Below are 13,857 nucleotides of genomic sequence, written 5' to 3'. Positions count from 1 at the left end.
GTGATCCTACCGGCGGCTTCTCGGTCAGGCCTGGCCTGTTAGTCGAAGCGCATACCGAAGCTAACGCCAATGGTACGCGGCTTGTTGACGGTAACCAGGCGCTGGATATCGACGCTATTGATATACAGCTCCGCCACTTCATCAGTGAGGTTTTCACCGAAGAGCGTAGCGTGCCAGCCATCGCCTTCCACGCGCAGGCTTGCATTCAACAGGCCATAGTCATCCATCTTCTCGCGATTAGAGAGGAACAAATCGTTGTACATCTCATCGGTATACGCGTAGTTCAGCTGCACCGAGGAAGGCATGCTGAACATATCGAAGCTGTAACGCGCGGTCGCGGTGTACTTATTGTCAGGCGTAAACGGCAAATCCTGCCCGTCTTCGGCGTCCGGCGTTGTTGAGCTATCGTTGGCAAAATAATCTTCCGTCAGCTCCGCCTGATTGTAGGCGTAAGCCAGAGACAACTCGAGATTTTCGGTGGCGAGGAACGTAGTATCGAACTCAAAGCCAAGGCTCTCTGCCGTACCAACATTATCCACCAGGCCCAGCAGCGAAATGTCCGGGTTGAAGAAGCCCAGCTGGATATCGTCCCACTCCATAAAGTAGGCGGCGCCATTCAAACGCCAGCGGCCATCCAGCAAGGTGCTCTTAAAGCCCAATTCATAACTATCCAGGAAGTCGGGGTCGTAAGTTTCACCGACACCCGGCGAACGGTTTGCACCACCCGCGCGATAGCCTTCCGCATAGGTAGCGTACACCATGACATCTTCAGAGACATCGTAACTCAAGCTCAGCTTAGCAGTGCCGTCATCGTAGGAAGCTTTGCTGTCGACGTTATCCGGTGGGCGTGTATCAGAGAACGTATAGCAGCAATTAGGCCACCACACGGTCCCTACAAAGCCCTCCAACGTGGTTTCGCCATCAAAGTAGCGATAGCCAACTGTGGCAGAGAAGTCCTCTGTAAATCGATATGTGAGTTCACCGAAGACCGAAACTTCCGAGTCCTCCCGCACCTGGTCGGTCTGGAAGTAGAGATCATCCTCTACCGCTGCGCCGGGGTTGATCGTAGGCACAGACCAGCGACTATCAAAGGCAGTCTCCTGCTCGGAGTAGAACGTACCGACAATCCAATCGACCCGATCACCCTGCGAGGCCAAGCGCAGCTCGTGCGTCTGGAAGGTCAGCTCAGAGTGGTTAGAATACTGAATACTCGGGTCCACACAAGGGCCAAAGTAAGAAACGTAACACGTGTAATATGCCTCTACAGCACCATCAATGGAATAGTGCGAATAGTCGTTGTAAGTATCAAAGTCGCGATCCAAATACGAACCCGCATAGGTCAGATCGGCAAAACCCAGATCGCCCTCAACGGTCAGTGCAAATTGCGCCCACTCGTCTTCCTGGCGATCATCGAAGAAGCGGTCGACCTCAAAATCATCAAATTCTTCTGGGTCGTGGTCCCAGACACCCTCAGCCTCCAACTCCTGATACATGGCGCTGGCAGTAGCCGTCCAGCTATCATTTAGGTCAACGAGCAGTGCCGCGCGCAGGCCCCGCTTTTCCGAGGTGTTGAAATCGTCTTCAACATAACCCTCGTTGCTCCGGGTAATTCCGCTAAGTGGATAGGTAATCGTATCGGGAACGGCGTCGATGTAGCCGCCGTCATCGTCCCACCACGCCGTCAGGCGCAACGCGGCAGCATCACCGAGAGGCATATTGAGAAAGCCCTCAGCCATATAGCCATTGTCACCCTCAGAAATCGTTTCCGCGGTGAGGTCAAAGCCCGCGTCAAACGCCTCTGGGTCAGGTTTGTTGGTAATGATGCGCAGGTTACCCGCCTGGGAAGCTGCGCCGTACAGCGTCCCCTGGGGCCCCATGAGCACTTCGATGCGCTCGACGTCGTAGACATGAACATCCAGGTTGAAACCAATAGCCGTGACCGGCTGCTCATTCAGGTATATCGCAACAGAGGGTCCTTGCAGTGACTGGTTACCGTTGCCGCCATCTGAGATGCCGCGCATGAATAGATTAGCCTGGCCTGGGCGTCGCTGAGCGAACGATACCGACGGCAACTGCATCACGTAATCCTGGAAATTGGTGATATTCAGGTCATCGAGATCACTTTGACCCAGAGCGGTGATGCTAATCGGCACGTCCTGCATACTCGCTGAGCGCTTGGTAGCGGTGACCACCACCTCCTCCAGCTGCATCGATTCCTGTGCCTGAGCAACAGGTACACCTGCAACTGCGGCGATCAAACCGGCCCGGGCGATCTGGCCCACACTTTGCGACAAGCGGTGACGAGTAAAGGGGACGGACTTCGGTTGGCGAGGGTTGGTCTTGCGCGCCATAGAATTTCTCCGGTGTTTATAGTTATTCGGCAGGTGTTTTATTCACCTGCTCTCAGGTTACGTTTGCTCACCGGCGTGACGCAAACGAGTAATTCTTCATAATACATTAGAAAAAATAACCCATCAATTTCTGCGCTGAGGAATTGGCAGTTAATCTGTAACAATAACCGAGACACCGGCGCAGGGTTCGCTCTGGTAAACCGTCTCACGCAGCCCGGTGGCGGCAAAATAGCGCTTGTTGACCTCCTGTAGCGCTGAATCAACAAGGTCTTTGGCCAGTAACGCAACGACACAGCCGCCAAAACCGCCGCCGGTCATCCGCGCCCCACCGCGCTCACCCGCCACCTCAGACAGCGTCTCGACCAGCAGGTCGATTTCCGGCGTGGTGATTTCAAACAAATCACGCATGGAGGCGTGGCTGGCCGCCATCAACTGCCCGAGCCGCGGCAGATCACCCTGCTCCAATGCAGCGACGGTATCCAGCACCCGCTGATTTTCCTCGAGTACGTGCTGAGCGCGCTTTCTCGCGACGGGTTCCAGCTCAGAGGCCCGCGCCGCAAATTGGGCGGGGTCTAACTGGCGCAGACTGCTGACGCCAAAGTGAGCTGCTACCGCTTCACACTGCTCTCGGCGCGTGTTGTATTCGCTATCGACCAGTCCGCGCTGAACGTTCGAATTAATCATGACCAGCCGCAGGGAATCCGGTAAGAGGACCGGCGTTATGGCAAGATCCTGGCAATCGATCAGCAACGCCTGCCCGTCGACACCAGCAGCGCTGATCAGTTGATCCATAATGCCACAGGCACAGCCGACAAAGTCATTCTCTGCAGCCTGTCCGATAAGGGCCAACTCCAGAGGGGGAGCATCGAGATCGCTGGCGACCAGCATAGCCTTGGCAAGGCCTACCTCCAGCGCGGCGGATGAGCTCAGACCAGCCCCCTGAGGCACATTGCCTGTGATGGCGATATCGCAGCCCCGCAGAGCGTAGTCACGCCGGATCAGCTCCACCGCGACACCACGCACATAGTTGCTCCACTGCTGCTGTGGGTGATGGTCTATCGGCTGCTGTAAATCAAAGGCGTCGCGCTGCAACTCCCAGTCCAGCGCAATCACATTGACATGTGAATCCTGCCGGGGGCTGATGGCCACCAGTGTTTCATAGGAAATCGCACAGGGCAGCACATAGCCCGCGTTGTAATCGGTGTGTTCGCCAATCAGATTGACTCTGCCAGGGGCTCGCACCAGCGCCGCAGGGCGGGCACCGAATGTCGACTCGAAGGCCGACAAGATTTGGTCTTGCATGGGTTAGCTTTCCAGATAATGTTTCGCAGGCTGGTCACGCAGCCTGGCAGCGGCCTGCTCAGGTGTGAGGTCTCGCTGCACTTCAGCGAGCATTTCATATCCCACCATGAATTTCTTTACTGTCGCTGAGCGCAACAACGGCGGGTAAAAATGGGCGTGCAACTGCCAGCAACCTCGCGTGTCACGCGCCGGCGCACCATGCCAGCCCATACTGTAGGGAAAAGAACACTTAAACAGATTGTCGTAGCGCGTTGTGAGATCTCGCAGTATCGCTGCCAGCGAGACACGGCGCTCATTGCTCAAAGCGGCGAGATCTGGCGTCGGGACCAATGGCATAAGTAAAGTCTCAAAGGGCCAGCTTGCCCACCAGGGAACCACCGCCAGCCAGTCATCGTTCTGGCACACCACGCGCTCGCCCTGCTCCAACTCGCGGTGGACGTAGTCGAGCAGCAGTGAGGAACCATGCTTCTGTAGATAATCCGCCTGCTGCTCATCTTCGCGCGCGACCAATGTGGGCATAAAGTCACTGGCCCAGATCTGGCCGTGTGGATGGGGGTTCGAGCAGCCGTTAATCGCTCCCTTGTTTTCAAAGATCTGCACCCACCGGTATTGCCTGGACAATTCATCCCATTGTTCGCACCAGGTATCAACCAGCGCCTGCACGCCGCTCACGGGCAATTGAGGCAGCGTAAGATCGTGGCGTTCTGAATAGCAGATCACCCGGCTGACGCCTGATACCGCCTGCATTGCCATGAGCGGGTCATCGCTGCGCTCGGTCAGCCCGGTATCCTGCAGCGCCGCGAAGTCGTTATCGAATACCCAGGGACCGATATAGAGTGGATTCTGCTCGCGATTGACCCGATGATTACCAGGGCACAGATAGCAACTTTCGTCATAAGTTGACGCCTCGGTAGGGACGGCCTCTTCTGTCTGCCCCTGCCAGGGACGTTTGCTGCGGTGAGGAGAGACCAACACCCAATCACCGGTTAGCGGGTTACGCCGGCGATGGGGATTATCTTCCCGATTGAAAGCACCCATTGTTCCATCCTTTCGCAGACTCATTTTGCGACGCCCATTCTACGCTTGCGAGCATTGGTCTGTCGCGGGTACTCTCCTGTTACTCCGTAAAAAAAGCCGTTTTTCATGCCACAATCACCAGCTCCTGAACAGCAATCCATCAGTGCCGTGGTCGCCGCCCTGCGCAATGGGGATATTGGCACTGCCGAAACCCTGTGCCGTAACTATCTAATCGAGAGCCCGGGTTCTGTTCCACACCTGCAACTATTGGCCCGCATCCTGGTTCGCCAAAGCGCGCTACCCCAGGCGCTGGAACAACTGGAGATGGCCATAAAAATCGCGCCGGACTTTGCCCCCCTGTACGAGGACCTCGGCAGCATACGCGGCATGCAAGGTGATCATCACGCTGCTATCGATGCTCTCAAGCGCGCGGTACAGATTGATCCGGGGCTCAGCTCTGCACACAAGAAACTGGCCCAGGCCCTGCAGGCAACAGGACGTCACAATGAGATCGATGAGGCCATGGAAGGGTTTCTCGATCACAATGCGGACGCCGCACTCGTGGCCACCGGCGCTGAACATTGGCGCGCCGGACGTATGACCGAGGCCGAGGACACACTCAAGAAAGCGCTGCGCTCCAATCCCGACAATGTAGACGCAATGCGTTTCCTGGCCATGGTCTATCACGGTGAGGGCCGCCAGCTCGACGACGCTGAAGCCCTGCTGCGCCGCGCTATTGGCATCGCCCCGGACTTTCACCAGGCGCTGGGCAATCTGGGTCGGATTCTTATTGAGAACGGCAAAACAGAGGAGGCGGCGGAAATTTACGAGCGCTGGGTCGCACTCAAACCTGACAATGACGAGGCCTGGTCAGGCCTGGGACGCGCCCGCGCCCACCTCGGCGAAATCGAAGCAGCGATTGAGGCGTATCGCGAGTCAATCAAGCTTAATCCAGACATCGCCTCGGCTCACATGGCCCTAGCACATATGCTGAAGACCATCGGCCAGCAAGAAGACGCCCTGACGGCGTATCGCGAGTCAATACGCATCAAGCCCAGCCTGGGTGAAAGCTATTGGAGCATGGCCAACCTCAAAATATTCAAGTTCAAACCCGAGGAAGTCACCTCAATGGAGGCTCAGCTGAACACCGAAGAAGTTTCGGAACAAGGTCGGGTCAACTTTCACTTTGCCTTAGGCAAAGCCTACGAAGACCAACGCGATTACGAGCGTGCCTGGCATCACTACCACACGGGCAATCAATTACAGCGCCCACGCGTAGACTACGACCCTGTCGAAAATGACATGCACCTTCGCAAACTTCGCGAGGCATTCAGCGCAGCGCGCTTCGCCGCCAATACCGATGCTGGTTGCGATGCCCCATCACCCATTTTCATTGTAGGCATGCCGCGCTCTGGCTCTACCTTGATTGAACAGATTTTGGCTTCCCACAGCATGGTTGAAGGCACCGCAGAGCTCCCCAATCTCGCTGCGATTGCCACTGGCACAGGTCGGTACCGCCATGACGGCCTGATTTATCCGGGCACCGTTGACGCGCTGACGTCGCGTGATTTCACAGCGTATGGAAAAGAATACCTGCAACAGGTGCAGCGCCATCGGGTTCAGGGTACACCCCATTTTATCGACAAAATGCCCAACAATTTTATTCATGTCGGGTGGATTGCACTCACCCTGCCAAATGCCCGCATCATCAATACCCGACGCCACCCTATGGACAGCTGCCTGGGTGTTTACAAACAGCTGTTTGCCAAGGGCCAGCATTTTACCTACGACATGTTTGAACTCGCCGAGTTCTATCAGGGTTATGTCGACCTTATGGAGTACTGGCACGAGGTTCTGCCAGGTAAAGTGCTCGATGTCCATTATGAGGACACGGTGACAGACCTCGAAGGTCAAGTCAGGCGTATTCTGGATTATTGCGGACTACCCTTTGAGGAAAACTGCCTGCGCTACTACGAAACCGACCGGGCGGTAAAAACCGCCAGCTCCGAACAGGTCAGGCGGCCCATTTACACCAGCGCACTTGGTCTGTGGCGCAACTACGAATCACATCTGGGAGAGTGGCAGGAAGCGATGGCAGATATTATCGACACGCTGCCACCGTCAGTGCGTGCTGCGTCAGGATGATTGCTTCAGGAGAAGGGCCAGACTTCGAGCCCGTGAATAGCGTTTCGCACGTCGGTGGACAGTGACACGCTGAGCAGTGTTTTACCCGACTTCAGATCGTGCACAGACAGTGTCGAAGGTGAAGCCCCTGCCGCTATCAGACCATTACCCAATACGCAAAGGCCCCGCCCAAATCCCGGGCGGGCGACTTTGCTGTCGTCCTTACCCTGACCGGTGACCTGGTCTTCAGCCATCATCGGCACTTTGAACGCGCGATCCTCCTCAGATACACGGCTGGCGTAGCGCACGAAATCGGCTCGCGTATCGTTGAACAACACACCATTGCCATAGGGCTGTGCATTGTGGGTGCCAGCCGGCAGACTGGCGCTGAGGTTCACTTTCTTGCCGTTGAAGTGCAGCATGCCCCCACTTTTTACACCGGCGATATACAGTCCGTCAGCATTGGCAACGACACTGTTTAAATGCAACTTGTTGAGCTGCAGTGGCCCTTCGCCACCGCGCGGATCAAACACCCGACCCTCGTAACGATAGCCCGTGTCTGCCACGTATAAAGCCCAGTGAAACTCAGCTCGGGCAATATCAAACGCCAGAATGCAGTCGTACCCGGTTGAGGTGAGAAACACCTGCCCTTCGTGCACAGAAATTTCATGACAGTGCTTGAGATAGGGGTTGCGCCATGCACCGGTCTGCCTGAAATTTCTATCGAACGCCATTAGCTCATCGCTGGCAGCAATGAAGATGGTGTCGCCATGAAAGGCAATCCCTCGCAAGCCGCGATCAGCGCCGCGGCCTTGCCAGTCAATATCCATGGTGTTCCAGTCGAGCACCTGCTCGACCTGCTGCGCGTCCAGATCAACCAGGTAAACGCCGCCGTGGCTGTCGCCCTGCTGACTGCCGCGGACAACAGAACTGGCGATAAGTGTTGTCATGAATTTCTCTTTAATCCCAGTGCGAACTCAGGCTTCAGCCGGCACGCCCTTGCGGGTTGTAATGTGCTCGATGACCTGCTCCTGAAACTGATCGTGCAGTTTATACCAACTGCGATAAATCAGCGCACTCAGGATGACGAGAATAAAAGGGGTTCCAATCATCATAAACCGCAATCCGAGTACAGTTTCTTCAGACTGCACGACGTTCGGGATATAGCCCACCAGCGACAAACCCACACCGATGAAGAACCCGGAGAAAGCGCCGGCGAATTTCACCAGCATTGTCTGCACCGAGAAAATAATGCTCTCTGAGCGCTGACCGGTACGATATTCACCGTAGTCCACTACATCAGCCAACATGACGGTGGACAGGCCGTTGGACAGGCCGCCGCCAAATTTGAGCACCCCGCCCGCGATAGCAGCCAGCAGCGCGCTCTCCGGTGAAAAGATGCCGGTAAACAGCAGCACCATCGAACACAGCACAGGGAACGCACATGCTAACAGCCACATGGTCCGCCGCGGCAATACCCGGCACAGCCAGGGGAAGACAAATACACCGGCTATCTCGGCGGCACCGGAGGCCAGGGCGAAGGTGGGATATAGATCTTCGCGACCAACGGCATAGGTGTAATAGTAAATGGCGAAGCCGCCAATCAGCTGAATGGCGATATTGAACGTCAGTACAACACCGATAAGTACCTTGAGCTGATCGTTACTCATGATGATGTTTTTCACATCGGCCATCGTAAACCGGGCCGCGGTCGCAGGAGCGCTAAATTTCTCTTTCACCATGAAGAACGTAATCAGGGCGCTGGCGACAAACGACACAACAATCGCCAGAGAGAGATAAAAGAAGCCTTCGCCCTTGTTATCGCCGCCCAGGATACCCACGGCCCAGAGGCCGTACCCGCCCATTAACATCCAGGCAATGCTCGCGAAAATCCGCGGCCAAACCACAAGACGCTCGCGCTGGGGGCGACTGCTGGACAAGGCCGGGACCATTGACCAGTAGGGAATGTCCATAATGGTGTAGGTCACACCCCATAGAATGTAGGTGACCGCGGCATACACATACAACCAGGGGCCAGTCAGCATATGCGTGCTGAAAACCGCCACCAGCGCAAAAGAATTGACCAGCGTGCCGATAACAATCCAGGGACGAAACTTGCCAAAGCGACTGCGAGTGTTGTCGACGACCAGCCCCATCATAGGATCAGTCACCGCATCGACTACCCGGGCCACCAGGAACAAGGTGCCGACAAACGCCGCTGACAGACCTGCCACGTCGGTGTAGTAATACATCAGGAAGATGTAAATGATGGAGCAGGCGAAGTCTTTACCCAGCGCCCCCAGGCCATACGATACCTTGGTACCGAGGCTGACGGTGTCGCTCTGCTGCGCGTCCATTTCGTTGCTATTGCTCACAGATTACACCTGCTTCAGTTCTAACGACCAATGATAGCGCTTACCGTCCAGACGATACGCTGGCTTCACACTTGGCGACCAGGAGTCATCGCCACCGACACCCATATGAAAACCATCCAGATAGATATAGACAACATCCGCAGGCTCCAAATCGCTGGTATGCATTGCCTCACGTAGCTGCGGCTGACCATAAGGCGATACGCTGAAATAGAAGTCTCCCTGAGCCTGTACGTTACCCAGCCGCAGATTCCGACAATGCGAGCGCAAGCCGTTGTCCGTAGGGAAAATATAGTCCGTGTGCATTTGCTCCAGTGGCAACTGCCACCGGCCCATTTGAGCGGCACGCAGGCGATCCGGGTAATTCTCATGGGGCCCGAGACCGGTCCAGTCGATGACCTGGGGGGCTGCGGTAAGTGCCATTGCCAGGCCGACTCTGGGGAGTGGCGGCGCATCTTCGCTGACCTCCACATCAATGCTCAGTGTCGCCTGCCCAGACTCGCTGAAATGCATGTTCCAGACAGTCGCCAATACAGTGCGTCCGTTGTGCATATAGTCATGCATGCTGGTAACGGAACCCCGCTCCGGGTCTACAACCAGGTCACGGCACAGGTGCTGCAGATCCCATAGGCCCGCATTGTCCCAGCGCACTTGCCAGGCATTCGGATCGGGTCTGTCCACCTCACTGACGCCTATATCGTTGTCCAATGGCGCCCGCACAAAATTGTCCGCGACCTCTACCGCCAGTTGTTCCACGCCATCGACTAACCAGGATTCGATACGGCCACTGGTCTTGCCAATTCGCCACTCACTGCGAGCAGCCTGAATACGCCAGTGATCACCCTGATCGAGAAATAATTGAGCCGACACATCGTTGTGCGATGCAGACGCTATGTCACGCAGCACGAACTGCTCCTGTGCAACCACGTGCTGCGACTCTGACCAGGCGGTGGCATGAGGCTGTTCGACGCGCAGGTTAAGCCATATCGACTCTCCATTGTCAGGGAGCTCAAAAGGCAGCTTAATCTCGCTGACCTCACCGGGTGCCAGACGCAGCACATGGTCACCGCGCGCAAGCACCTCGTCGGCGCTAACCACTTCCCAGTAGAGATGCTCATTGTCGGTGCTACGGAACAGGTGCTCACTACTCATCTGCACGCGCAGTGGCTGTGCGGAACGTAACTCGAACTGCAGCGGCTGCTGGCAGTAACGCGCTTCCTGCAGCGCCGGATGAGGCGTCATATCAGGAAACACCAGGCCATTAATACAGAACTGGCGATCGTTAATGGTATCGCCGAAGTCACCCCCATAGGCCCAGAAATGGCGCCCTGCGTCGGTGTAATTATCCAGCCCCTGATCCACCCAGTCCCAGATGAAGCCGCCCTGCAGTCGGGGCTGCTCACGGAAGGCATCCCAATAGTCGCCGAAGTTGCCCAGTGAATTCCCCATGGCATGGGCATATTCACAAAGAATCACAGGTCGCTCATGATCAAGTTCAAGCCGCGTCATCAACGAAGGCACCGGCACTGTATCACCCGGATAAAGGAAATCTTCGTCGGTGCGTGCGTACATCGGGCAGATAATGTCAGTAACCGGTGTATCTGCGCCGCCGCCTTCATATTGCACCGGCCGGGAAGGATCGGCGGCGCGCACCCACTGGTACATCTTGTCATGTGCTGCGCCGTAGCCCGACTCATTCCCCAGCGACCAGATAATGACACTGGGATGATTGAAGTCACGCGCGACCATGCGCTGCATGCGGTCCACGAAGGCGCCCGTCCAGGCGGTGTCCTCGGCCAATGCATTCATGGGCTGCATCCCATGGGTTTCGATGTTTGCCTCGTCTACGACGTACAGCCCCAGCCGATCACACAACGCGTAAAACCCAGACTGATGCGGGTAGTGAGAACAGCGCACCGCATTAAAGTTATTCTGCTTCATCAACTTAAGGTGTTGCTCAACCTGCGCCAGAGGCTCAGCATGACCAAGCGCGGGATGGTGCTCATGCTTGTTCACCCCACGAATCAGCAGTGGCTGACCATTGAGCGTGAGCAAGCCATCAGCAATCGCCACCTCGCGCAGCCCCACATCAGTGGCCTCCACATCAATCACGTGACCATTGTCATCGAGCAGGCTGAGCGTCAAGCGGTACAGGTTCGGGCACTCTGCACTCCACAGGCGGGGCGCTTGTACAGGCACGGACAGGTGGCACCAGCCTCCCTCCATATCGCTGTCGATGGTGGCTAACGTTTCGCTAATAGCGGTGCTGCCATCGTACAACTGGGCCAGTAGCGAATGGCCTGCATCTGCGTGCACACTCGCTCGCACCTCCACCTGCGCCACCGTTTGCAAGCAATCGCTGGTTGTGACCCGATAATCCGCCAGGTAGCTGGCTGGCTTATGAAGCAAACGCACTGAGCGAAAGATACCGCTTAGCCACCACATGTCCTGATCTTCCAGGTAGCTGCCGTCAGACCAGCGCAGGACCATGACGGCGATACGATTCATACCGGGCGTAAGTGCTCCGCTGATATCAAATTCAGCGGGCAGGCGGCTATCCTGTGAGTAGCCAACAGGCTGGCCATTAACAACCAGATAGAATGCACTATTAACGCCCTCAAACTGTAGCGTTACTCGCCCGTCATCGAGCCATGCCTCGTCCAGCTTAACGTCTAGCGAGTAGCAGCCGGTCGGATTGTCTGCGGGTACCTGTGGTGGCTCAACGGGGAATGGGTACTTCACATTGGTGTAAATGGGATGGTCGTGGCCCTGCAACTGCCAGTTGCCCGGCACGGTAATCTCATCGGTTCCTGCCACGTCCTCGTGTAACCACTGCGCAGGCACTTGCTCAGCGCACGCAAACAACTTGAATTGCCACTGCCCGTCCAGACACCTTACACGCGGACTGTCAGCACCGACCCTCGCCGCTGTTTCATCCGTCCAAGAAAACAGTGGCGCATGAGGCGCCAGCTGATTAACCGCGAACACAGCGGGATTTTCCCAATCACGCGGTTCGCTCTTACAAAGTATTTCCAGTGCATTCATATCATTGTGTATCCGCGACGAGATCCACCACCAGGCTGACGATACTGTGTGCAGGCAGCGTTACCCGCCCCTGATTCAGTAGCGCTGGTGAGTGGGCGAGATTGCTTGTCGCGTCGGTCTTGTAGATTTTGGGTAAGGCGGCAGCACGCTCTGCAGGCAAATTTTGATATTCAAGTGACAGCGACTGGGATTGATCACCCGCATTAACGACAACCACCACCAGACGCTTGTTTTCGGGGCTGCGATAGGCAGAAGCCATTAGGCCGTGAACATCGTCAAAGCCTGGTGCTGCCACACGCTCGTAGCCCGGGCGAATAAAGCGGCTGTACTGCCCCAGCGCCCAGAACACTTTAGAAGGCTTTACGGACCGAGCATCGAGATCATCGGCCACCTGGATCAACCCGTCCTTGTAATCGTAGGGCGTCAGTGCCAACCACCAGAACCACGCGGTGACGTTGAGGCGAGTGAAGTCGCGATGAATGATGCGCGCAATATGCTCCGCCAGGTGATAATCCTCGGCATCAAAACCGTGCCCATCGAAATCGCGAACATCGCCTGGGCCGCCCAACACGCAATATTCACTCATCCACACCCTGGGTGACGGCGAATATCGGGAAAGATTTTCCATCATGGCGTCACGTAATGGACCCAGCTGTAACTCACCCTGCTCAGAGAAATAACCGTGCAACGAGACCTTGTTGCCGAGCAGGGATTGCATCTGTGGGTCGCCCAGAAACTCGGTAAAGTAGTTCCTGAAACTGCCCTCGCCTTCCTTATTCATGCCGCCCTTATAGACCTTGCCATACAGGCCCTTGTGCAGATCGTCGTCGAGGGCTACTCGATATTCGGGGGCTTCAGGGCCATCTATCTCCACGGCATGTTCAAGTCCCTGAGCTTTCAGTGCCCCGAAGAGTGAACGATACAGTGCTTTCAGATCTTCGTTGTTATAACGACTACCTTCCTGAGTCTGGTCCTGCCAATGCCAGGTGGGCTCGTTGGCGGGGCTGATGTAGTTCACGGGCACACCAACCGCATCACTGCGAAGATGCTGTAGCACCCGCACAAGAAACTGGGTGAAGTCATCACGGTGCACGGGGTTCAGGTTGGTGGAGCCCACGCCCGCACCGTCTGCTGGATGCGTCAGGCCATTCTTGGTCGCCCAGTGCGGAGGACTGTTCGCAAAGGCCACAAAGGTTTTCACGCCCCGCTGGTGAGCCGCCTGCAGAAACCGCACCTGGCCCGCCTGCTTACTTGCATCAACCTCACCGCCGGGCTCAGCCACAAACAACTCAGCACGACGATAGGGATCGGGAATACTGCTCTCATCCCCTTGCTCGGCACTGCCCGCGCCTATATTGAACCGCCAGGCTGAAAGGCCTATGCCCTCTTGGGTGTCAAACAGGAGATCGGCCAGCATGTCGACTGCCTCTGGATTACCCTCGTGCTGCCAGCGTTTCACTGCAGGATCGATCGCCCAGGCATCGGATGCGCCAAAGGCTTCGATGGTCTGAAATGTCTGCTGGTAATCAATATTCAGCGTCTGAGCGTCAGAAGCGTGCAGCGCAGGCGCCACCACCAACGAAAGAATACTGAAAGAGCGGAGCAGCCGCCGTGATCTGATCACTGTATACCTCGGAAATTGCTGC

General features: G+C 56.3%; 8 protein-coding genes. 1 reads left to right on the top strand and 7 read right to left on the bottom strand.

What is annotated here, in order from left to right; all coding sequences use genetic code 11:
- Nucleotides 1–38: 38 nt before the first annotated feature.
- From A3709_RS18175 to A3709_RS18165, 3 genes are all read right to left on the bottom strand, one after another.
- Nucleotides 39–2,351, bottom strand: coding sequence for a TonB-dependent receptor (locus A3709_RS18175; RefSeq protein ID WP_082850205.1), 2,313 nt, complete (start codon nt 2,349–2,351; stop codon nt 39–41).
- A gap of 150 nt (nt 2,352–2,501) precedes the next feature.
- Nucleotides 2,502–3,653 (bottom strand): galactokinase, encoded by a 1,152-nt coding sequence (galK, locus tag A3709_RS18170; RefSeq protein WP_066057853.1) that lies wholly within the window; start codon nt 3,651–3,653, stop codon nt 2,502–2,504.
- 3 nt (nt 3,654–3,656) lie between these two features.
- The gene (locus tag A3709_RS18165; RefSeq protein WP_066057850.1) at nt 3,657–4,691 is read right to left on the bottom strand and encodes a UDP-glucose--hexose-1-phosphate uridylyltransferase; all 1,035 of its coding nucleotides are present in this window, start codon (nt 4,689–4,691) and stop codon (nt 3,657–3,659) included.
- A 105-nt stretch (nt 4,692–4,796) separates the two neighbouring features.
- On the opposite strand from A3709_RS18165, the gene A3709_RS18160 reads away from it, so the two are divergent.
- Nucleotides 4,797–6,815, top strand: coding sequence for a tetratricopeptide repeat-containing sulfotransferase family protein (locus A3709_RS18160; RefSeq protein WP_066057847.1), 2,019 nt, complete (start codon nt 4,797–4,799; stop codon nt 6,813–6,815).
- A 5-nt stretch (nt 6,816–6,820) separates the two neighbouring features.
- Here A3709_RS18160 and A3709_RS18155 read toward each other — a convergent pair whose 3' ends face one another.
- From A3709_RS18155 to A3709_RS18140, 4 genes are read right to left on the bottom strand one after another with little or no spacing between them, the layout of a single operon-like run.
- Entirely contained in the window at nt 6,821–7,744 is a 924-nt protein-coding gene (locus A3709_RS18155; protein ID WP_066057844.1) for a hypothetical protein, read from the bottom strand.
- Between the two features lie 27 nt (nt 7,745–7,771).
- Nucleotides 7,772–9,169, bottom strand: a complete 1,398-nt coding sequence (gene melB, locus A3709_RS18150) for a melibiose:sodium transporter MelB (protein ID WP_197484286.1) — start codon at nt 9,167–9,169, stop codon at nt 7,772–7,774.
- 3 nt (nt 9,170–9,172) lie between these two features.
- On the bottom strand, nt 9,173–12,211 hold the full coding sequence (locus tag A3709_RS18145) for a beta-galactosidase (protein ID WP_066057841.1): 3,039 nt from the start codon (nt 12,209–12,211) through the stop codon (nt 9,173–9,175).
- A 1-nt stretch (nt 12,212) separates the two neighbouring features.
- Nucleotides 12,213–13,835: a glycoside hydrolase gene (locus A3709_RS18140; protein ID WP_197484285.1), complete on the bottom strand. Its 1,623-nt coding sequence runs from the start codon at nt 13,833–13,835 to the stop codon at nt 12,213–12,215.
- Nucleotides 13,836–13,857: the final 22 nt, after the last annotated feature.

This window comes from Halioglobus sp. HI00S01 (genome assembly GCF_001635445.1).
GTDB lineage: Bacteria > Pseudomonadota > Gammaproteobacteria > Pseudomonadales > Halieaceae > Halioglobus > Halioglobus japonicus.
Note: the sequence above shows the minus strand (reverse complement) of the source record. Positions and strands in the feature narration are given on the sequence as shown.

Bases quoted from the DNA above. Each gene is read 5' to 3' on its own strand.
- A3709_RS18155 (WP_066057844.1), bottom strand. From the start codon at position 7,744: ATGACAACACTTATCGCCAGTTCTGTTGTCCGCGGCAGTCAGCAGGGC.
- A3709_RS18145 (WP_066057841.1), bottom strand. From the start codon at position 12,211: ATGAATGCACTGGAAATACTTTGTAAGAGCGAACCGCGTGATTGGGAA.
- A3709_RS18175 (WP_082850205.1), bottom strand. From the start codon at position 2,351: ATGGCGCGCAAGACCAACCCTCGCCAACCGAAGTCCGTCCCCTTTACT.
- A3709_RS18165 (WP_066057850.1), bottom strand. From the start codon at position 4,691: ATGGGTGCTTTCAATCGGGAAGATAATCCCCATCGCCGGCGTAACCCG.
- galK (WP_066057853.1), bottom strand. From the start codon at position 3,653: ATGCAAGACCAAATCTTGTCGGCCTTCGAGTCGACATTCGGTGCCCGC.
- A3709_RS18160 (WP_066057847.1), top strand. From the start codon at position 4,797: ATGCCACAATCACCAGCTCCTGAACAGCAATCCATCAGTGCCGTGGTC.